This is a genomic window from Stenotrophomonas sp. T8 (genome assembly GCF_051853085.1).
Classification (GTDB): Bacteria; Pseudomonadota; Gammaproteobacteria; order Xanthomonadales; family Xanthomonadaceae; genus Stenotrophomonas; species Stenotrophomonas sepilia.
In genome coordinates, this window is sequence record NZ_CP195329.1 from 7,501 (window position 1) to 27,964 (window position 20,464).

The 20,464-nt window shown below is 64.6% G+C and carries 12 protein-coding genes, 2 tRNA genes and 3 rRNA genes; 13 read left to right on the forward strand and 4 right to left on the reverse strand.

The window, feature by feature from the left end; translation table 11 throughout:
- Nucleotides 1–30 precede the first annotated feature (30 nt).
- The 5 genes from ACSDHM_RS00035 to rrf (ACSDHM_RS00055) all read left to right on the forward strand — a co-directional run bounded on the left by ACSDHM_RS00035 (nt 31) and on the right by rrf (ACSDHM_RS00055) (nt 3,793).
- Nucleotides 31–106: transfer RNA gene (locus tag ACSDHM_RS00035), tRNA-Ala, on the forward strand.
- Between the two features lie 22 nt (nt 107–128).
- Nucleotides 129–205 (forward strand) — tRNA-Ile (locus ACSDHM_RS00040).
- A gap of 223 nt (nt 206–428) precedes the next feature.
- Nucleotides 429–3,306 (forward strand): 23S ribosomal RNA (locus ACSDHM_RS00045).
- A 126-nt stretch (nt 3,307–3,432) separates the two neighbouring features.
- Nucleotides 3,433–3,547, forward strand: a 5S ribosomal RNA gene (gene rrf, locus ACSDHM_RS00050).
- Nucleotides 3,548–3,678: 131 nt separating this feature from the next.
- Nucleotides 3,679–3,793, forward strand: a 5S ribosomal RNA gene (gene rrf, locus ACSDHM_RS00055).
- A gap of 317 nt (nt 3,794–4,110) precedes the next feature.
- Here rrf (ACSDHM_RS00055) and ACSDHM_RS00060 read toward each other — a convergent pair.
- Together ACSDHM_RS00060 and ACSDHM_RS00065 are read right to left on the reverse strand one after the other, a co-directional pair.
- A complete protein-coding gene (locus ACSDHM_RS00060; RefSeq protein WP_072169011.1) occupies nt 4,111–5,820 on the reverse strand; it encodes a M28 family metallopeptidase in 1,710 nt (569 codons plus the stop codon).
- 86 nt (nt 5,821–5,906) lie between these two features.
- Nucleotides 5,907–6,569, reverse strand: a complete 663-nt coding sequence (locus ACSDHM_RS00065) for a hypothetical protein (RefSeq protein WP_072169012.1) — start codon at nt 6,567–6,569, stop codon at nt 5,907–5,909.
- A gap of 95 nt (nt 6,570–6,664) precedes the next feature.
- On the opposite strand from ACSDHM_RS00065, the gene ACSDHM_RS00070 reads away from it, so the two are divergent.
- Both ACSDHM_RS00070 and ACSDHM_RS00075 read left to right on the forward strand, forming a co-directional pair.
- Nucleotides 6,665–7,963, forward strand: a complete 1,299-nt coding sequence (locus ACSDHM_RS00070) for a murein hydrolase activator EnvC family protein (RefSeq protein WP_188241546.1) — start codon at nt 6,665–6,667, stop codon at nt 7,961–7,963.
- 108 nt (nt 7,964–8,071) lie between these two features.
- Nucleotides 8,072–9,532: a S41 family peptidase gene (locus tag ACSDHM_RS00075; protein WP_188241547.1), complete on the forward strand. Its 1,461-nt coding sequence runs from the start codon at nt 8,072–8,074 to the stop codon at nt 9,530–9,532.
- A 60-nt stretch (nt 9,533–9,592) separates the two neighbouring features.
- Here ACSDHM_RS00075 and ACSDHM_RS00080 read toward each other — a convergent pair whose 3' ends face one another.
- On the reverse strand, nt 9,593–10,285 hold the full coding sequence (locus ACSDHM_RS00080) for a rhomboid family intramembrane serine protease (protein WP_053498727.1): 693 nt from the start codon (nt 10,283–10,285) through the stop codon (nt 9,593–9,595).
- 227 nt (nt 10,286–10,512) lie between these two features.
- Between ACSDHM_RS00080 and ACSDHM_RS00085 the strand changes: the two genes are divergently transcribed.
- The 3 genes from ACSDHM_RS00085 (at nt 10,513) to ACSDHM_RS00095 (ending at nt 13,734) form a co-directional block, all read left to right on the forward strand.
- On the forward strand, nt 10,513–11,940 hold the full coding sequence (locus tag ACSDHM_RS00085; protein ID WP_005414995.1) for an outer membrane protein transport protein: 1,428 nt from the start codon (nt 10,513–10,515) through the stop codon (nt 11,938–11,940).
- A 134-nt stretch (nt 11,941–12,074) separates the two neighbouring features.
- Entirely contained in the window at nt 12,075–12,674 is a 600-nt protein-coding gene (pnuC, locus tag ACSDHM_RS00090; protein WP_072169014.1) for a nicotinamide riboside transporter PnuC, read from the forward strand.
- Complete coding sequence (locus tag ACSDHM_RS00095) at nt 12,661–13,734, forward strand: AAA family ATPase (protein WP_072169015.1); 1,074 nt, start codon at nt 12,661–12,663, stop codon at nt 13,732–13,734. The genes pnuC and ACSDHM_RS00095 overlap by 14 nt, the downstream gene beginning before the upstream one ends.
- A 118-nt stretch (nt 13,735–13,852) precedes the next feature.
- Here ACSDHM_RS00095 and putA read toward each other — a convergent pair whose 3' ends face one another.
- Nucleotides 13,853–17,071 (reverse strand): bifunctional proline dehydrogenase/L-glutamate gamma-semialdehyde dehydrogenase PutA, encoded by a 3,219-nt coding sequence (putA, locus tag ACSDHM_RS00100; RefSeq protein ID WP_072169016.1) that lies wholly within the window; start codon nt 17,069–17,071, stop codon nt 13,853–13,855.
- A 274-nt stretch (nt 17,072–17,345) separates the two neighbouring features.
- On the opposite strand from putA, the gene ACSDHM_RS00105 reads away from it, so the two are divergent.
- Genes ACSDHM_RS00105 through ctaD form a run of 3 tightly spaced genes read left to right on the forward strand, consistent with a single transcriptional unit; the run spans nt 17,346 to nt 20,457 of the window.
- Nucleotides 17,346–17,822 carry a DUF2244 domain-containing protein gene (locus tag ACSDHM_RS00105; protein WP_072169017.1) on the forward strand — a complete coding sequence of 159 codons (477 nt, stop codon included), beginning with the start codon at nt 17,346–17,348 and terminating at the stop codon, nt 17,820–17,822.
- Nucleotides 17,823–17,833: 11 nt separating this feature from the next.
- Complete coding sequence (coxB, locus tag ACSDHM_RS00110; protein ID WP_111008235.1) at nt 17,834–18,790, forward strand: cytochrome c oxidase subunit II; 957 nt, start codon at nt 17,834–17,836, stop codon at nt 18,788–18,790.
- A 59-nt stretch (nt 18,791–18,849) separates the two neighbouring features.
- On the forward strand, nt 18,850–20,457 hold the full coding sequence (gene ctaD / locus ACSDHM_RS00115) for a cytochrome c oxidase subunit I (RefSeq protein ID WP_005407790.1): 1,608 nt from the start codon (nt 18,850–18,852) through the stop codon (nt 20,455–20,457).
- Nucleotides 20,458–20,464: the final 7 nt, after the last annotated feature.

The following is a 20,464-nucleotide window of genomic DNA, read 5'->3' on the forward strand; positions in this document are numbered from 1 at the left end:
CGGCCAGGCCGGTGTGAGATGTCCCTTTCTGGGGCCTTAGCTCAGCTGGGAGAGCACCTGCTTTGCAAGCAGGGGGTCGTCGGTTCGATCCCGACAGGCTCCACCAGGGAGATTAAGAAACAAGCTCCGGGTCTGTAGCTCAGGTGGTTAGAGCGCACCCCTGATAAGGGTGAGGTCGGTGGTTCGAGTCCTCCCAGACCCACCATTCTCTGAATGACGCATACATTCGATCTTTATACGCATCAGCACTGTGGCTGGTACGTGTTCTTTTAAAACTTGTGACGTAGCGAGCGTTTGAGATGTTCTATCAGACGTGTCGTGAGGCTAAGGCGAGAGACGCAAGTCTCTTTATTGATTGAGTCGTTATATTCGTATCCGGGCTTTGTACCCCCGGGTCATATGTAACCCAAGGCAACTTGCGGTTATATGGTCAAGCGAATAAGCGCACACGGTGGATGCCTTGGCGGTCAGAGGCGATGAAGGACGTGGCAGCCTGCGAAAAGTATCGGGGAGCTGGCAACAAGCTTTGATCCGGTAATGTCCGAATGGGGAAACCCACCCGCTTGCGGGTATCCTGCAGTGAATACATAGCTGCTGGAAGCGAACCTGGTGAACTGAAATATCTAAGTAACCAGAGGAAAAGAAATCAACCGAGATTCCGTAAGTAGCGACGAGCGAACGCGGACTAGCCCTTAAGCTGATTTGGTTCTAGGAAAACGCTCTGGAAAGAGCGGCCATAGAAGGTGATAGCCCTGTATCTGAAAGGGCCATTTCAGTGAAGACGAGTAGGGCGGGGCACGTGAAACCCTGTCTGAACATGGGGGGACCATCCTCCAAGGCTAAATACTACTGACCGACCGATAGTGAACCAGTACCGTGAGGGAAAGGCGAAAAGAACCCCGGAGAGGGGAGTGAAATAGAACCTGAAACCGTGTGCGTACAAGCAGTAGGAGCTCCGCAAGGAGTGACTGCGTACCTTTTGTATAATGGGTCAGCGACTTACTGTTCGTGGCAAGCTTAACCGTATAGGGGAGGCGAAGGGAAACCGAGTCTGATAAGGGCGCATAGTCGCGGGCAGTAGACCCGAAACCGGGTGATCTAGTCATGCCCAGGGTGAAGGTGCGGTAACACGCACTGGAGGCCCGAACCCACTCCCGTTGCAAAGGTAGGGGATGAGGTGTGATTAGGAGTGAAAAGCTAATCGAACCCGGAGATAGCTGGTTCTCCTCGAAAGCTATTTAGGTAGCGCCTCATATGTATCCTCTCGGGGGTAGAGCACTGTTATGGCTAGGGGGTCATCGCGACTTACCAAACCATTGCAAACTCCGAATACCGAGACGGACTGTATGGGAGACACACGGCGGGTGCTAACGTCCGTCGTGAAAAGGGAAACAACCCAGACCCACAGCTAAGGTCCCAAATTTTGTGCTAAGTGGAAAACCATGTGGAAAGGCACAGACAGCCAGGAGGTTGGCTTAGAAGCAGCCACCCTTTAAAGAAAGCGTAATAGCTCACTGGTCGAGTCGGTCTGCGGGGAAGATTTAACGGGGCTAAGCACAGAACCGAAGCTTGGGGTGCATACTTCGTATGCGCGGTAGAGGAGCGTTCCGTAAGCCGTTGAAGGTGGATTGAGAAGTCTGCTGGAGGTATCGGAAGTGCGAATGCTGACATGAGTAACGATAATGCGGGTGAAAAACCCGCACGCCGAAAGCCCAAGGTTTCCTTGCGCAACGTTAATCGGCGCAGGGTGAGTCGGCCCCTAAGGCGAGGACGAAAGTCGTAGTCGATGGGAAGCAGGTTAATATTCCTGCACCTCGCGTAAGTGCGATGGAGGGACGGAGAAGGTTAGGTGTACCAGGCGTTGGTTGTCCTGGGGAAAGGCGGTAGGTTTGGATCTTTGGCAAATCCGGGATCCTCTAAGACCGAGCACCGAGACGAGCCTTTATGGCAAAGTCACTGATACCACGCTTCCAGGAAAAGCTCCTAAGCTTCAGCTTACGCAGACCGTACCGTAAACCGACACAGGTGGGTAGGATGAGAATTCTCAGGCGCTTGAGAGAACTCGGGTGAAGGAACTAGGCAACATGGCACCGTAACTTCGGGAGAAGGTGCACCCTTTTTGGTGGCTCGTGCGAGCTATAGCTGAAGAGGGTCGCAGTAACCAGGCCGCTGCGACTGTTTATCAAAAACACAGCACTCTGCAAACACGAAAGTGGACGTATAGGGTGTGACGCCTGCCCGGTGCTGGAAGGTTAATTGATGGGGTCAGCCGCAAGGCGAAGCTCTTGATCGAAGCCCCAGTAAACGGCGGCCGTAACTATAACGGTCCTAAGGTAGCGAAATTCCTTGTCGGGTAAGTTCCGACCTGCACGAATGGCGTAACGACAGCGGCGCTGTCTCCACCCGAGACTCAGTGAAATTGAAATCGCTGTGAAGATGCAGCGTTCCCGTGGCAAGACGGAAAGACCCCGTGAACCTTTACTATAGCTTTACACTGAACGTTGAGTTCGTCTGTGTAGGATAGGTGGGAGGCTATGAAACCATGGCGCTAGCTGTGGTGGAGCCATCCTTGAAATACCACCCTGTCGTGCTTGACGTTCTAACCTGGGCCCATTATCTGGGTCGGGGACCGTGTATGGTGGGTAGTTTGACTGGGGCGGTCTCCTCCTAAAGAGTAACGGAGGAGCTCGAAGGTACGCTCAGCGCGGTCGGACATCGCGCACTGTGTGCAAAGGCATAAGCGTGCTTGACTGCAAGATCGACGGATCAAGCAGGTAGGAAACTAGGACTTAGTGATCCGGTGGTTCTGTATGGAAGGGCCATCGCTCAACGGATAAAAGGTACTCCGGGGATAACAGGCTGATACCGCCCAAGAGTTCATATCGACGGCGGTGTTTGGCACCTCGATGTCGGCTCATCACATCCTGGGGCTGTAGTCGGTCCCAAGGGTATGGCTGTTCGCCATTTAAAGTGGTACGCGAGCTGGGTTCAGAACGTCGTGAGACAGTTCGGTCCCTATCTGCCATGGGCGTTGGAGATTTGAGAGGGGCTGCTCCTAGTACGAGAGGACCGGAGTGGACGAACCTCTGGTGTTCCGGTTGTCACGCCAGTGGCATTGCCGGGTAGCTATGTTCGGAAGCGATAACCGCTGAAAGCATCTAAGCGGGAAGCGCGCCTCAAGATGAGATCTCCCGGGGCACAAGCCCCCTGAAGGAACCATGTAGACTACGTGGTTGATAGGTCAGGTGTGTAAGTACAGCAATGTATTGAGCTAACTGATACTAATGATCCGTGCGGCTTGACCATATAACCTCAAGTTGCCTTGGCTTTACGACAACGTCGTAAGAGCATCCAAGTGCACGCTACGTCACAAGAACTATGCGAGGCTGGCGCCTTGTCCCACAGGGACGAGTGCGACGCTCCAAAAGCCTCCCTGGTGAAATTAGCGCTGTGGAACCACCCGATCCCATCCCGAACTCGGAAGTGAAACGCAGCTGCGCCGATGGTAGTGTGGCTCAAGCCATGCGAGAGTAGGTCATCGCCAGGGTTTACACCCAAAACCCCGCTGCTGACGCAGCGGGGTTTTTCTTATTAAGTGAAGGCATTGCTTTTCTGGATACCTTCCGCCCATGGGCAAGATCGCGAAGCTGGCGCTGCAAGCGCTGCTGCAACCGTCTCCCTGGTGAAATTAGCGCTGTGGAACCACCCGATCCCATCCCGAACTCGGAAGTGAAACGCAGCTGCGCCGATGGTAGTGTGGCTCAAGCCATGCGAGAGTAGGTCATCGCCAGGGTTTACACCCAAAACCCCGCTGCTGACGCAGCGGGGTTTTTCTTTGGGCGCAGGAAACGTGGGTAGTGCCGGCCGCTGGCCGGCAACCCGATGGCGTTACATCGCCCGCTAGATCCACGCCCTGCGTGGATGCCGTCCACGAGGAAGCATGGCGCCAACCAAGGTTGGCCGCTACGAATCGATTGCCGGCCAGCGGCCGGCACTACCGGCAGATCCACACCAGCCGTGGATCTGCCGCCGACGGTACGCAAAAGAAAAGCGGCGCCCCGTGGGGCGCCGCTCTGCTCTCAAGAGTGCTCAGTCGAGCATGGCCCGACTTTACTTGGCCGAAGCCTTGTCCTTCATCATCGCGTCGCGGGCCGCCTTGAACGGGTTGCCTGCATACCAGTTCGGCCAACGATCACCACCGGCCAGTTCCTTGCCCACGCCGTACATCAGCTGCAGGTCTTCGACGGTGCCATCCAGCTTCCAGGTGGCGGCGTCGAACTCGTCCTTCGGGCCATGGTAGCGGTTGGCGCCGTAGTCCGCCGCGGCCTTGCGGCCCGCTTCCACGCCACCCTCGCGCAGGTCCTCGCCGCCATCGGCGTACAGGGCTGGCACACCGGCCTTGGCGAAGTTGAAGTGATCCGAGCGGAAGTAGAAGCCGCTTTGCACCGAGGTCTCACCGTGCAGCGTACGGTCCTGGGCGGCGGCCAACGGCTTGAGGATGTCCTCCAGCTCCGAGCTGCCGAACCCGGTGACGGTCACGTCCTTGGCACGGCCAGCCACCGACATGGCATCGATGTTGATCACGCCGGCGATCTTGTCCAGCGGGAAGGTCGGGTGGGCGACGTAGTACTTCGAACCCAGCAGGCCGGATTCTTCCAGGGTCACGGCCAGGAACACCACCGAACGCTCCGGCTTCGGGTCCTGGTGGGCCATGGCTTCGGCCACTTCGAGAATACCGGCGACGCCGGTCGCATTATCGACGGCGCCGTTGTAGATGTTGTCGCCGGTCTCGCCCTCATGCTTGCCCAGGTGATCCCAGTGCGCCATGTACAGCACCGCCTCGTCAGCGCGCTTGCTACCCGGCAGCACACCCACCACGTTGCGCGACTGCTTCTGTGCGATCTGGCTCTTCAGGTCGACCGCAGCGGTGGCCTTCAGCGGCACCGGCTTGAAACCGCGCTTGCTGGCGTCCTTGTAGGCCTGCGCCAGGTCCAGGCCGGCACCGGCGAACAGTGCCTTGGCCGCGTCGGCGCTCAGCCAGCCCTGCACCGGAATGCGCGCTTCCGGGTCATCCTTGGCCGGCAGGTCGTACTGCGGGCCCGCCCAGGAGTTCTTCACCACGTCCCAGCCGTAGGAGGCGCCGGCGGTGTCGTGCACGATCAGTGCAGCAGCGGCGCCCTTGCGCGCGGCTTCCTCGAACTTGTAGGTCCAGCGGCCGTAGTAGGTCATGCGCTTGCCGTCGAACAGCTTCTCGTCCTCGACGTGGAAGCCCGGGTCGTTGACGAACATGACGACCGTCTTGCCTTTCCAGTCCTGGCCGGCGTAATCGTTCCACTTCTGCTCCGGCGCATCGACGCCATAGCCGACGAACACCAGGTCGCTGGCATCGACCTTTACCTCGGCCTGGCCGGTGCGGGTACCCACCACCATGTCGGTGCCGAACTTCAGCTCGGTGGTCTTGCCGCCCTGGGTGATCTTCAGCACGGTCGATTCGTCGGCCGTGGTCTCGGTCATCGGCACATCCTGGAACCAGCTGTCGCCGTTGCCGGGCTGCAGGCCGATGCGCTGCATCTGGTCGCGGATGTAGTTGACCGTCAGCTCTTCGCCCTTGCTGCCCGGCGCGCGGCCTTCGAACTCATCCGAGGCCAGCGTCTTGACCATCTCGGCGAAGTCGCCGGCATTGATCTCCGGGGAGAACGAATGGGCGGCCGGCTTCGCCGCAGCGGTGTCGGTGGCCGGCGCGGCGGCGGGCGTGTTTTCGCCTTTGCAGGCACTGAGCGCGGCCGCGGCGGCCAGGCACAGGAGGAGTTTGCGGGGCATCGTCGATTCCTGGAGAACAAAGGGCGGCCGCACCTGATGCGCGACCGGTAACAGTGAGTATTACCGAACCGGCAGGTCCGGCGGGTTCAGTCCGCCGGGGCGGTATCGGTGTCGAACGGGATTGGCTCGGCACCGGTCACCGGGCCGATGCGAGCGGAGCGATGCACGTACAGCACCACTTCGCGTTCGAACTGCAGGGGGCCGGTGACCACCGCATTCGGGCCGATGATCACGCGCGGCTTGCGGCTGGCGGTCAGCGAGACACTGAAGTTCGGCTTGCGCACATGCACACCGCCGCTGACCTGCGAACCGATACCGACGGTGATGTCACCATTGACGGTCTCCACGTCCTTGCCGACGCGGCTCTCGACCAGGCCGATGCCGCCGTTGACGGTCTCGACGCCGCCTTCGATCTGGCTGCCGCGATCGGTGAAGATGCTGCCGTTGACGGTGCTGACGCCGCCACTGGCGATCACTTCACGACCCAGGCGCACACCACCGTTGACCGTTTCGATCTTGCCGGTGCGCGCGCGGTCGGCGACCTTCACCCCGCCGTTGACGGTGTCGATGCTGCCGGTCTCGACGCCCTCGCCGACGCGGATGCCGCCGTTGACGGTGTCCAGCTTGCCGTAGCGTTGCCCGGGTTCGGCGCTGATGCTGCCGTTGACCTTGCTGATGTTCTCCTGCGCACAGACCGGCCCGGTGGCCAGCAGTACGCCCAACAGCAGCGGAATGGAAAGAGTTTTCATGGCGACCTCGATGGATGTGCGGCTGGCAGGCCGCGTGCGGAGATGTCACCATTCCCCGGTAGCCCCCGCAACTGCCTGAAGTCACTGGAAAGCCCTTGCGCGACAACGCCTTCCCATCACGCCGACATCACATCGCCGCTGCCCGCGGCGGTCGCTGCCTGCTGCTGGGGCTGGCGTTTGCGCTGGCCCTGCCGCTGCCCAGCGGTGCGCAGACCACCCGCGAGACCGAGCGCAAGCTGCAGAAACTGCGTACCGAACTGAAGGGCGTGGCGCAGGAGCGACGGCAGATCGAGGGCCAGCGCGGGCAGGCGTCGCGGCAGCTGCGCGAGGCCGACGAGAAGGTAGCCCGCACCGGTCGTGCACTTGCGCAGACGGAAGCCGCGCTGCGCGAGCAGGGCCGCGCCCTCGCCGAAGCCGAGCAGCGCCGCAGCACGCTGCAGGGCAACCTGGCCCAGCAGCACCGCGAACTGGCCGGGCTGTTGCGCGCGGCGTATCAGCTGGGCAACCACGCACCGCTGAAGCTGCTGCTGTCGCAGGACACGGTGGCCGATGCCAACCGCGCCCTGGCCTACCATCGCTACCTGCAGCGCGAGCGTGCGCAGCGGATCACCACGCTGACCGCCGACCTGAAGGAACTGGAAGCGCTGCAGGCGCAGATCGCCGAGCGCAAGCAGAAGCTGCAGGGGACGCAGCAGGACCAGAAACAGCAGGCAGCCGCCCTGGAAGCGGACCGCCGCGATCGCGCAAAGACCGTTGCCTCGCTGGAAGAGCGCTTCAAGGACCAGCGCGAGAAGGAACAGGCATTGGGCCAGGACGCCAAAGCACTGGAAACGCTGCTGGCCAACCTGCGTGCCGCTGCCGCGCGGGCCGAAGCCGAGCGGCGCGCCGCTGCACGCCGGGCCGCCGCCGAGAAAGCCGCTGCCGAGCGCGCCGCACGCCAGGCCGCCGCGCAGGGCCGTCCACCGCCGCCCACCAAGGTTCCACCTGCGGTGGCGTCGGCACCGGCGCCGAAGGTCGGCGGTCTGGGGTGGCCGTTGTCCGGCAACCTGCTGGCCCGCTATGGCGGCAAGCTGCCCGATGGGCGCACCAGCAGCGGTGTGCTGATCGGCGCGCCAGCCGGCAGCACGGTCACGGCCGTGGCCGATGGCACCGTGGTGTTCTCCGACTGGATGACCGGCTACGGCATGATCCTGATCGTCGACCACGGCAACGGCTACATGAGCCTTTACGCGCATAACGACACCCTGCTGAAGGATGCTGGCGCGCGGGTCAGCCGCGGCGATGCCGTGGCCAAGGTCGGCAATTCCGGCGGCCAGGGCGTCACCGCGCTGTACTTCGAGCTGCGCCGTGGCGGGCAGCCGGTCAACCCGGACAGCTGGCTGCAGCGGCGCTGAATCCTGGCCCGCCGGATGCGGGCCGGATTCAACGGGAATTTAGCTGTGCTTCGCGCATAATCGGTGCATGTGCCTTGGGCACCATGCCACCGTCGACAGGAGTGATCCATGCGCGCAGCCCGTACCGCCACCCTCTTGCTGGCCCTGTTGCCAGCGCTGTCCTGGGCACAGCAGACCGCGCCCGCCCCAAGCCAGGAAACCAGCGGGCAGGCAGCGAACAGCGAGGAGGCGGTGACCTCGAAGGTGCCGCTGGAGGAAATCCGCCGTTTCGTGGCCGTGTACAACGCGGTGCGCGCCGCCTATGTCGACCCGGTCGATGACAAGAAGCTGATGCAGTCAGCCGTGCGTGGCCTGCTGCTCGACCTTGATCCGCACAGCACCTACTTCAACAAGGAAGACGCGCAGGCCTTCGACGAGCAGGCCAACGGTGCCTACGAGGGCATCGGCGTGGAGCTGCAGCAGCAGCCGGACAACGCCAGCATGAAGGTGATCGCGCCGATCGACGACACGCCGGCAGCCAAGGCCGGCATCCTTGCCGGCGATTTGATCATCGCCATCGACGGCAAGCCGATCAGCGCGATCGATGCGAGTGAACCGCTGCGCGGCCCGGCCGGCAGCAAGGTGGTGCTGACCATCGTGCGTGACGGCAAGCCGAAGCCGTTCGATGTCAGCCTGACCCGCCAGACCATCCGCGTGACCAGCGTGCGCAGCCGCCTGCTCGAGCCGGGCTATGGCTATATCCGCCTGAGCACCTTCCAGGCCGATACCGGCTCGGACTTCCAGAAGCACGTGCAGCAGCTGCAGAAGCAGTCCGGTGGCCAGCTCAAGGGCCTGGTGCTGGATCTGCGCAGCAACCCGGGTGGCCTGCTGACGGCCGCCGTGCAGGTCGCCGACGATCTGCTCGACAAGGGCAACATCGTCAGCACCCGTGGCCGCATCAGCATCAGCGATGCCCGGTTCGACGCGACCCCGGGCGACCTGCTGAAGGGCGCACCGGTGGTGGTACTGGCCGATGCCGGTTCGGCCAGCGCCTCGGAAGTGCTGGCCGGCGCGCTGCGCGACAACAGGCGCGCCCGCGTGGTGGGCAGCCGCACCTTCGGCAAGGGCTCGGTGCAGACCGTGCTGCCGCTGGACAACGGCGATTCGGTGAAGCTGACCACCGCGCGCTACTACACGCCCAGCGGCAAGTCGATCCAGGCCACCGGCATCGTGCCGGATGTTGAGTTGAAGCCCGCCGCCACTCCGGCGGAGGATGCCCTGCCGGCCAGTCTGAGCGATTACAGCGAAGCGACACTGCCGGGCCATCTGCGCGGCGATGACGAAGGCACCGAGGGCTACCACGCCGGTGCGGTGCTGCCGGGCGACGGCCCGATCAACGACGCGCTGGCCGAGCTGAAGAACCCCGGTTCGGTGGCCGCACGGTTGAAGGCCGAGGCCGCGAAGGCGGATGCCGCCAAGGCCGCGAAGGCCGCTGCGGTGAAGCCCGAAGCCAAGCCGGAGGCGAAGGTCGAACCGAAGGCAGACAGCACGCCGGAAGCCAAGCCCGCTCCTGTGCCGGCCAAGCCTTGATTCCTGGTCTACGAACGAGCGGGTGAGCGTGGAGCCGGCCAGCGGCCGGCTCTACCTGGATCAGAAGCCGTGCCGCTTGCGCAGGCGGCGCGCGATCGCGGCGCGTACATAGACCCCGTACACGACGCCGAACACGAAGCCGCCGATGTGCGCCCACCAGGCCACCATGCCGAAGCTTGGGCCGATGTGGGCGAACACCACTTGCAGCGCCGCCCAGACGCCGATCAGCAGGTACGCCGGGGCGCGCACGAACTCCAGGAACAGGCCGAGCGGGATCACCACGCCCAGCCGCGCGCCCGGGAACAGGGCCAGATAGGCGCCGATCAGGGCCGACACCGCGCCGCTGGCGCCGATGATGATCTGGTCCGGGCTGCCCATGGTGTAGATCGCGACCAGGTTCGACACTGCGCCGCCGACCAGGAACAGCAGCAGCAGCCGCCACGGCCCCAGCACCCGCTCGGCGGGCAGGCCGAAGATCAGCAGGAACACCAGGTTGCCCAGCAGATGTGACCAGTCGGCGTGCAGGAACAGGGCGGTGAACAGGCGCAGCACGCTGCCGTCCTGCAGGGTCGCCCACCAGTCCAGCGGGTGGGTCAGACCGGTGGACAGGGCGCCCCAGTCCAGCCAGAGGCTGCCGCGGGCATCGTCCGGACGCGAGATCGACCACAGGAATGCCAGCCACAATGACGCGAACAGCACGGGCGTGGCCCAGCGCAGGGCCGCCTTCTTGCGGGACGGGAGCGAGACGAACATGCCAATAGCCTAGCGTGCGGCCACTTTCGGTGGGGATGGTCCTGTTCAGCTTTTGAGACGAAAAAACCGCCTGCGCTGTTATTGTTTCATTAACAGGTCTGGGTAATACTCGCATACGGCGTCGTATGTCGGGAGGGGAATCCGGCGCGCTCCGATGGGTCCCAGGACCCGGCGGGCGCAGGCGCACTCAGAGCACCATCACCGCTTACCGGAGAGAGAGAACTACGATGCAAACCGCTTCCACCATTGCCCGACTGACCCTGCTGGCCGTCGGCGTTGCCGGTGCGCTGGCCGCCGCCGATGCCAATGCTGCCGCCTTCCAGCTGAAGGAAAACAGCGCCAAGGGCCTGGGCCGCGCGTTCGCCGGCTCCACCTCGACCGAAGGTGACGCCTCGGTCATCGCCACCAACCCGGCCTCCATGCGCCTGCTCGACGGCACCCTGGTCCAGGGCGACGTCAGCGCCATCAGCTTCGGCGCCAAGTTCCGCGGCCAGGGCCAGTACGGCAACGGCGCGCCGATTTCCGGTGGCAACGGCGGCGACGCCGGCATGATCGCCCCGGTTCCGGCCGCGTACTTCCACGTGCCGTTCGGCGAGAACGACAACATGCACTTCGGTGCTTCGCTGACCGTGCCGTTCGGTTTCAAGACCGAATACGACCGCGACTGGGTCGGCCGCTACAACGGCGTCAAGACCGAGCTGCAGGCCATCGACCTGGGCGTGGCGTTCTCCTATGACGTCAACCCGTACCTGTCGTTCGGTGCTTCGGTGTTCGCCGAGCGCCTGAACGTCGACCTGACCAGCGCTGTCGATACCGGCACCGCGATCAACGCCACGGCCCAGCGCACCGCTGCGGCGCGTGTGCTGGCTGCAGGCGGCACCGCAGCCCAGGCTGCGGCGGCGTCGCAGGCCGCTGCACGCCAGGCCGCCCAGCTCGGCTTCTCGCCGGGCACCGCCGATGGCTACCTGCGCATCAAGGGCGACGAAGTGTCGGTCGGCTACACCCTGGGCATGACGGTCACCCCGGTGGAAGGCACCAACATCGCCTTCAGCTACCGCTCGAAGGTCGAGCACAAGATCACCGACGGCAAGGCCGACTTCACCATCCCGCAGAACGCTGCCGCCTTCCTGGCCACTGCCGCCCCGGGTACCTTCATCGACAGCAACGGCCGCGCCACCATCACCCTGCCGGCCAGCGCCACCGTGGGCTTCACCCACCGCGTGAACGACCAGTGGCAGATCATGGCCGAGGTCACGCGCACGGCGTGGAGCAAGTTCGACCAGGTCACCGTCGACTATGACTCCAACCAGCCGGACAGCGTGCTGCCGTTCCACTACCGCGACACCACCTTCGCGTCGATCGGTACCGATTTCCGCGTGAACGACAAGCTGACCCTGCGTGGCGGCCTGGCGTACGACCAGACCCCGACCACCGACGCCCACCGTGACGTGCGCGTGCCGGACACCACCCGCAAGTGGCTGTCGCTGGGCCTGACCTACGCCGCTTCGGACAAGATGGAATATAGCGTGGGTTACACCCACCTGTTCACCAAGGATCCGAACATCACCTCGACCTCGGCCACTGCCAACACCGTGACCGGCAAGTACAAGGTGAGCGGCGACGTGCTGGCGGCGTCGATGCAGTACAAGTTCTGATTCGGGCGATTGCCTGAAGCAGTACGAGGAGAGCCCCGCGCAAGCGGGGCTTTCTTTTTGCGGAGGGTATCCACGCATGGCATGGATCTACGGGTCCGACGACGCAGGACGTGGATCTACGCGACAATGGTGCGATGAACCTGTCCGACCCGAACTTCCAGCTGGAGCTGGCCGCCAATATCGCCGTCGCCGGCTCGATCCTGCTGGCTGGTCGCAACAACGTGCACACCTGGTGGCTGGGCATCGTCGGCTGCGCATTGTTTGCGGCCGTGTTCGAGCGCTCGCACCTGTATGCGGACATGGTGCTGCAGTTCTTCTTCATCGCCATCAGCGTGCTGGGCTGGTGGCAGTGGCTGCGCGGCGACCATGGCGCGCCGCTGCCGATCACTGCGCTGCGGCCGCGTGCGTGGGCCTGGCTGGCGCCGCTGGCGATGGTGGCCACGTTCGGCTACGGCTGGATGCTGACCCGACTGACCAACGCCTATGCGCCTTACATCGATTCGGCGGTGCTGGTGCTGAGCGTGATCGCGCAGATCCTGATGATGCGGCGCAAGCTGGAATCGTGGTGGGTGTGGCTGCTGGTGAACACCGTGGCAGTGCCGCTGTACTACAGCCGTGGCCTGCATCTGACCTCGATCCTCTACATCGGTTTCTGGATAAACGCGCTGGTCGCCCTGCGCCATTGGCGCCATCTGATGCGGACCGAGGCCAAGGCAGCCGATGCCGCCGCCTGAGCGCGTCGCGCGGGGGTTGGTGGTGGGCAAGTTCTGCCCGCTGCACCTCGGCCACGAACGCCTGATCGACTTCGCCGCCACGCGCTGCCGGCAGTTGCTGGTGATCGGCTGGTCGCAGCCGGGTTTTGCCGGTTACAGCGCTGCTCGCCGCGAACGCTGGTTGCGTGCGCGCTTCCCCCGGGCAACGGTGGCGGTGCTGGATGATGCGCGGTTGGCAGCGCTGTGTGCCGAACATGGCGTGCCGCCACGCGTGTTGCCGCACGACAGCGACAGCGAGCACGTGCAGCGCGAGTTCACCGCCTGGCTGTGCCAGCACCTGTTTGGTGGCCCGGTGCAGGCGGTATTCACCGGCGAGGACTACGGTGACGGCTTCGCGCAGGCGCTGGCCACGCACTTCGGTGCGCCGGTACGCCATGAGCGGCTCGAACGCGCATTGGACGTCGGGCAGGCGTGTGGCACCCAGCTGCGCGCCGATCCGCATGCGCACCGCCATGGTCTCGCACCGGAGGTGTACGCCGGATACGTGCAGCGCGTGGCCTTCATTGGTGGCGAGTCCAGTGGCAAGACCACGCTGGCGCGGGTGATGGCCGAGCGCCTGCAGACCGCCTGGGTGCCGGAGTATGGCCGCACGCTCTGGGAGCAGCAGGGCGGCGACCTGATGCCGGATGATCTGCTTCGCATCGCAATGACCCAGCCGCAGCATGAAGACGAGGGCGCGCGGCGGGCGCATCGCTGGCTGTTCTGCGATACCACGCCGCTGGTGACGCTGGGCTACAGCGGCTGGATGTCTGGTACGGCGCCGGAGGCACTGCGGCAGGCTGCATTGCGGCCATATGACCTGCTGTTCGTGTGCGCGCCGGATATTCCGTTCGATCAGGACGGCACACGGGTGGGCGAAGCATTCCGGGCGCAGCAGCATGCGTGGTACGTGCGCGAGCTGCAGGCGCGGGGCGTCGAATACGTGCTGCTGGAAGGCGATCTGGAGACGCGCATCGCGCGCGTACAGCGTGAGCTGGCGAAGCGGGCGGACAACCGGTTCAGTGTGACCCTGCCTCTGTAGCGCCGAGCCCACGCTCGGCTGTGCCGGAAAAGCCGAGCGTGGGCTCGGCTCTACAGGAAGCAAAGCACAAAAAACCCCGCATTCGCGGGGTTTCTTGTTTGCCGCACCAAGCAGGCGATCAGTCGCCCAGGGTCAGCAGCGAGGCGTTGCCGCCGGCGGCGGTGGTGTTCACCGTCACCGTCTTTTCGGTGGCAAAGCGCAGCAGGTAGTGCGGGCCGCCGGCCTTCGGGCCGGTGCCGGACAGGCCCTGGCCGCCGAACGGCTGCACGCCGACCACCGCGCCGATCTGGTTGCGGTTGACGTACACGTTGCCGACATGGACGCCGTTGCTGATGCGGTCAACGGTCTCGTCGATGCGCGAATGCACGCCCAGGGTCAGGCCGTAGCCGGTGGCGTTGATCTGGTCGATCACCGCGTCGAGCTGGTCGCCCTTCCAGCGGATCACGTGCAGAACCGGACCGAAGACTTCCTTCTGCAGCTGGCCCAGGTCCTTCAGTTCATACGCGCGCGGTGCGAAGAAGGTGCCATTGGCGGCTTCGGCGGACAGCTCGGCGGCGGCGATCAGGCGCGCTTCGCGGTCCATGCGCTCGGCGTGGTCCTGCAGGATCTTCAGCGCGTCGGCATCGATCACCGGGCCGACGTCGGTAGACAGCAGGCCCGGGTTGCCAACCTTCAGCTCCTTCATCGCGCCGGCCAGCATGGTCATCACCTTGTCGGCGATGTCGTCCTGCACGAACAGCACGCGCGCGGCCGAGCAACGCTGGCCGGCGGAGGTGAAGGCCGAACCGATCGCGTCCTTGACCAGCTGTTCCGGCAGCGCCGAGGAGTCGGCGATGAAGGCGTTCTGGCCACCGGTCTCGGCGATCAGCACGCCGATGGCGGCGTCACGCGCGGCCATCGCACGGTTGATCGCACGGGCGGTCTCGGTGGAGCCGGTGAAGGCCACGCCGGCCACGCGCGGGTCGGCGGTCAGCGCCGCACCCACGGTGGCGCCGTCGCCCGGCAGGAACTGCACCACCTCGGCCGGTACGCCGGCATCGTGCAGCAGCTTCACCGCGTAGTAGCCGATCAGGTTTGTCTGCTCGGCCGGCTTGGCGATGACGCTGTTGCCGGCGGCCAGAGCAGCGGCGACCTGGCCCAGGAAGATCGCCAGCGGGAAGTTCCACGGGCTGATGCAGACGAACACGCCGCGGCCGTGCAGCTGCAGCTCGTTGGATTCACCGGTCGGGCTGGGCAGCTTCTCGGCGTGGCTGAACTGCTCGCGCGCCTGCTTGGCGTAGTAGCGCAGGAAATCCACGGCTTCGCGCACTTCGGCGATGCTGTCGGGCAGGCTCTTGCCGGCTTCCTTCACGCACAGCGCCATGAACTCCGGCATGCGCGCTTCCAGCTGGTCGGCAGCGTGCTCGAGGATGGCGGCGCGGCTGGCGGCCGGGGTGCGGTTCCAGGCCGGCTGCGCAGCCACGGCGTTGGCCAGGGCCTTCTGCACGGTGGCGGCATCGGCGGCCAGCCACTGGCCGACCACCTCGCGGGTGTCGGCCGGGTTGGTCACCGGCAGCGCGGCGCCGGCCGGGTTGGCACCCGGTACCAGCGGCGAGGCCTGCCACGGCTTCACGGCGGCGTTGAGCTGCTCGGCCAGGGCGCGCAGTTCGTTGTCGTTGGCGAGGTTGGCGCCCATGGAGTTCTTCCTGTCGTGGTTCTGGCTGCGCAGCAGGTCAACCGGCAGCGGGATCTTGGGATGCGGAATCGATTCGAACGAGGCGACCATCTCGACCGGATCGCGGATCAGGTCGGCGATCGGCACGCGCTCGTCGGTGATGCGGTTGACGAAGCTGGAGTTGGCGCCGTTTTCCAGCAGGCGGCGCACCAGGTACGGCAGCAGGTCTTCGTGCGAACCGACCGGGGCGTACACGCGGCAGGGCAGGTTCAAGCGGTCGGCCGGCACCACTTCGGCGTACAGGTCGTCGCCCATGCCGTGCAGCTTCTGGTGCTCGTACACGCCGCCGTTGGCGATGCTGCGCACGGCCGCGATCGTGTGCGCGTTGTGCGTGGCGAACATCGGGTAGATCGCGTCCGCATGGGTGAACAGCCGCTTGGCGCAGGCCAGGTAGGACACGTCGGTGTTCTGCTTGCGGGTGAACACCGGGTAGCCCGGGTAGCCTTCGATCTGCGCACGCTTGATCTCGGCATCCCAGTAGGCGCCCTTGACCAGGCGCACCTGAAGGCGGCGACCGGCACGGCGTGCCATGTCGGCCAGGTGGTCGATCGTGTACGGCGTGCGCTTCTGGTAGGCCTGTACGACCACACCGAAGCCATCCCAGCCAGCCAGCGAGGCGTCGGAGAACACCTGCTCGATGATGTCCAGCGACAGTTCCAGGCGGTCGGACTCTTCGGCGTCGACGGTGCAGCCGATGCCGTAGCTCTTGGCCAGCTGTGCCAGTTCCAGCACGCCCGGCACCAGGTCCTTCAGCACGCGCTCGCGCTTGGCGTGCTCGTAGCGGGGGTACAGCGCCGACAGCTTGATCGAGATGCCCGGAGCGTTGTTGACGTCGCCGTCCGGACGGCCACCGCGGGCCTTGTGATCGCCGCCGATGGCGTGGATCGCACGACGGTAGTCTTCCAGATAGCGCAGCGCGTCCTTCATGGTCAGCGCGCCTTCGCCGAGCATGTCGAACGAGTAGCGGTAGCTGGCGTTGTCGCCCTTGTGCGAGCGCGCCAGCGCTTCGCTGATGGTGCGGCCCATGACGAACTGGTGGCCCATGATCTTCATCGCCTGGCGCACGGCCAGGCGCACCACCGGCTCACCGACGCGGCCGACCAGGCGCTTGAATGCGCTGGGCGCATCGGCGCGCGTGGCGTCGTTCATCTGCACCAGCTTGCCGGTCAGCATCAGGCCCCAGGTGGAGGCATTGACCAGCACCGAGTCGCTGCCACCCAGGTGCTTTTCCCAGTCGGCATCGGCCAGCTTGTCGCGGATCAGCTTGTCGGCAGTGTCCTGGTCCGGAATGCGCAGCAGGGCCTCGGCCACGCACATCAGCAGCACGCCTTCTTCGCTGCCCAGGTCGTACTGGCGCATGAAGGCTTCGATCGCGCCCTGGTCCTTGGCACGCACGCGCACGCGGCCGACCAGGTCGGCGGCCAGCGCCTGCACCCTGGCCTGTTCCTCGGCGGGCAGGCGCGCCTGCGCCAGCAGCTCGCGGACGTGGTTGGCCTCGTCCTTCAACCAGGCATCGGTGATGGCCTGGCGGAACGGGTTGGGGGGCGCCGGCAGTTCCGGCGACAGCAGCGCGCCCGGACGCGGGGCGTCGTGGGCGGCAGGGAGGGAGGAAGGTGCGTTCATGCCGGTCCGGCCAGTGGAAAACTTGGCGATTTTAATCATTTTTGCGGGTTCCGGAAGTGCCCCGCAGACACCTTCATGAAGGGCTGATAGCTATTAACCGTGGTGGATTCGGCGTGTTCAGCAAACCCGGAAAAATTTGTGCTGAATTCGTCATTCGTGCCGCCGACCTCATGCTGTGTTGCAGCATCGGAAAATGTGTGAATGCACCCTTGCTACCTGCGAGAGGGCGGGGCTACCATCGAGACGTTTCCCGCGGCAGGAACGCGGTTGCGACATGATCGAGGTGCTTCCAGCTCCGGATGGGTCAGGTACGCAGCTGCGGCTGCGTCCCCCACGGGCGCTCGATGCCCGGCAGTTCGTCCTGTTGTTCACCGTGTTGTCGGGTGCGATGTGGCTGGTGTCCGCCCTCGGGTGGTGGGCCGGCAATGCATTCGCCCCCCTGTTCGCGCTGCTGTACAGCCTGGTGCTGGCAGCGGCGCTGCGTGCCTTGTGGCGCAGCGGTGAACGGCAGGAGGAGATCCGGGTAGTGACGGCGTACGTGGAGGTCATCCCCGTACCCGGTGGATCGCCGGTGTTCCGGGCCCACCCGCACTGGGTGCGCCTGCTCACCGACGATGAGAGGGTCCGGCTGGCATCCAGCGGCCGGCAGGTGGAGGTGGGGAGTTTCCTCGCGCCGGCCGAACGCCAGACGCTCGCAGAGACACTTGAAAGCTTGCTCGCCGCCAGCGATGGCGGCAACCGACGACGCTAAGGGTCTAGGCAATGAAGCAAAGCAGCAGGTGGGGCACGAAGTGCGTGAACGCGGTCGCCGCGATGCTGGCGACCGGGGGACTGATTCCGGCGTCGGCCTGGGCCCAGGCGGCCGATCCCAAGCCGTGGCAGCTGAACATGGGCAAGGGGGTGACCCAGACCTCGCGCCTGGCTTGGGAATCGAACAACCTGTCGTTGATCATCTGCACGGTGATCGGCGTCATCGTGTTCGGGGCGATGGCCTACGCCATCTTCAAGTTCCGCAAATCCAAGGGCGCAGTCGCCGCCACCTTCAGCCATAACACCAAGGCCGAGATCATCTGGACGGTGATCCCGGTGATCATCCTGATCGTGATGGCGTGGCCGGCCACGGCCAACCTGATCAAGATGTACGACACCCGCGATGCCGAGATGACGGTCAAGGTCACCGGCTACCAGTGGATGTGGAAGTACGAATACCTCGGCGAGAACGTCACCTTCACCAGCCGCCTGGACCGCGAGTCCGACCGCGTGCGGCAAAGTGGCATCGTGCCGACCCGCGAAAGCCATCCGCACTACCTGCTGGACGTCGACAACCGGCTGGTGTTGCCGGTCGATACCAAGGTGCGTTTCGTCATCACCTCCGACGACGTGATCCACGCCTGGTGGGTACCGGCGCTGGGCTGGAAGCAGGACGCCATCCCCGGCTTCATCAACGAAGCCTGGACCAGCATCGAGCAGCCCGGGGTGTATCGCGGGCAGTGCGCCGAGCTGTGCGGCAAGGACCACGGCTTCATGCCGATCGTGGTCGAGGCGGTGTCCAAGGAGGACTTCAAACAGTGGCTGGCGCAGCGCAAGCCGGCGCCGGCTGCCGAACCCGCCCCCCCTGCGGCACCTGCAGAACCGGCTGCCCCTGCGATCGAAGCACCGGCGGCACCTGCTGCTGCCGAAGCCGGCAGCGCACCTGCGGTTGCGGCCAGCGGCGCGTGATGTAAAGCCCGCGGCCGCTCGCGGCCGCGGTGACAACCGATTCTGAGAGGTGTTTTGCAATGGCGCACTCGGCAGTTGGGCACGACGATCACCATCACCACCAGAGCTTCTTCGAGCGTTGGTTCTTCTCGACCAACCACAAGGACATCGGCACGCTGTACCTGGGTTTCAGCTTCATCATGTTCATCATCGGTGCGGCGATGAGCGTGGTGATCCGCGCCGAGCTGGCGCAGCCGGGCCTGCAGTTCGTCAAGCCCGAGTTCTTCAACCAGATGACCACCGTGCATGCGCTGGTGATGATCTTCGGCGGCGTGATGCCGGCGTTCGTCGGCCTGGCCAACTGGATGATCCCGCTGCAGATCGGTGCGCCGGACATGGCGCTGCCGCGCATGAACAACTGGTCGTTCTGGCTGCTGCCGGTGGCCTTCAGCCTGCTGCTGCTGACGCTGTTCCTGCCGGGTGGTGCACCGGCCGGTGGCTGGACGCTGTATCCGCCGCTGTCGCTGCAGGGCGGCTACAACGTGGCCTTCAGCGTGTTCGCAATCCACGTGGCCGGCATCAGCTCGATCATGGGTGCGATCAACATCATCGCCACCGTGCTGAACATGCGCGCGCCGGGCATCGACCTGCTGAAGATGCCGATCTTCTGCTGGGCCTGGCTGATCACCGCCTTCCTGCTGATCGCGGTGATGCCGGTGCTGGCCGGTGCGGTGACCATGCTGCTGACCGACAAGTTCTTCGGCACCAGTTTCTTCAACGCCGCCGGTGGCGGTGACCCGGTGATGTACCAGCACATCTTCTGGTTCTTCGGCCATCCCGAGGTCTACATCATGATCCTGCCCGCCTTCGGCGTGGTCAGCGAGATCATCCCGACCTTCAGCCGCAAGCCGCTGTTCGGCTACCAGGCGATGGTGTACGCCACCGCCGCGATCGCGTTCCTGTCGTTCATCGTCTGGGCCCACCACATGTTCACCGTGGGCATGCCGCTGGGCGGCGAGATCTACTTCATGTTCGCCACCATGCTGATCTCGATCCCGACCGGCGTGAAGGTGTTCAACTGGGTCAGCACCATGTGGCGGGGCTCGCTCACCTTCGAGGCGCCGATGCTGTGGTCGGTGGCCTTCGTCATCCTGTTCACCATCGGTGGCTTCTCCGGCCTGATGCTGGCGATCGTGGCGGCCGACTTCCAGTACCACGACACCTACTTCGTGGTTGCGCATTTCCACTACGTGCTGGTGACCGGCGCGGTGTTCGCGCTGATCGCGGCGGTGTATTACTGGTGGCCGAAGTGGACCGGGCGCATGTACAGCGAGAAGTGGGCCAAGGTGCACTTCTGGTGGTCGATCGTGTTCGTCAACCTGCTGTTCTTCCCGCAGCACTTCCTCGGCCTGGCCGGCATGCCGCGTCGCATTCCGGACTACAGCGTAGCGTTTGCCGACTGGAACCTGATCAGCTCGATCGGTGCGTTCGGCATGTTCGTCACGCCGTTCATGATGGCCGCGATCCTGCTGTCCTCGCTGCGCAACGGCGAGAAGGCCGAAGCACGCAGCTGGGAAGGTGCACGCGGGCTGGAGTGGACGCTGCCATCGCCGGCACCGGCGCACACCTTCACCACGCCGCCGACCATCCGTCCGGGGGATCTGGCGCATGACGACATCACGCATTGAGGTGGGG

Coding starts and splice junctions, on each gene's coding strand:
- ACSDHM_RS00060 (WP_072169011.1), bottom strand. CDS start 5,820: ATGCCCCGCAAACTCCTCCTGTGCCTGGCCGCCGCGGCCGCGCTCAGT.
- ACSDHM_RS00065 (WP_072169012.1), bottom strand. CDS start 6,569: ATGAAAACTCTTTCCATTCCGCTGCTGTTGGGCGTACTGCTGGCCACC.
- ACSDHM_RS00075 (WP_188241547.1), top strand. CDS start 8,072: ATGCGCGCAGCCCGTACCGCCACCCTCTTGCTGGCCCTGTTGCCAGCG.
- ACSDHM_RS00080 (WP_053498727.1), bottom strand. CDS start 10,285: ATGTTCGTCTCGCTCCCGTCCCGCAAGAAGGCGGCCCTGCGCTGGGCC.
- ACSDHM_RS00085 (WP_005414995.1), top strand. CDS start 10,513: ATGCAAACCGCTTCCACCATTGCCCGACTGACCCTGCTGGCCGTCGGC.
- pnuC (WP_072169014.1), top strand. CDS start 12,075: ATGAACCTGTCCGACCCGAACTTCCAGCTGGAGCTGGCCGCCAATATC.
- ACSDHM_RS00095 (WP_072169015.1), top strand. CDS start 12,661: ATGCCGCCGCCTGAGCGCGTCGCGCGGGGGTTGGTGGTGGGCAAGTTC.
- putA (WP_072169016.1), bottom strand. CDS start 17,071: ATGAACGCACCTTCCTCCCTCCCTGCCGCCCACGACGCCCCGCGTCCG.
- ACSDHM_RS00105 (WP_072169017.1), top strand. CDS start 17,346: ATGATCGAGGTGCTTCCAGCTCCGGATGGGTCAGGTACGCAGCTGCGG.
- coxB (WP_111008235.1), top strand. CDS start 17,834: ATGAAGCAAAGCAGCAGGTGGGGCACGAAGTGCGTGAACGCGGTCGCC.
- ctaD (WP_005407790.1), top strand. CDS start 18,850: ATGGCGCACTCGGCAGTTGGGCACGACGATCACCATCACCACCAGAGC.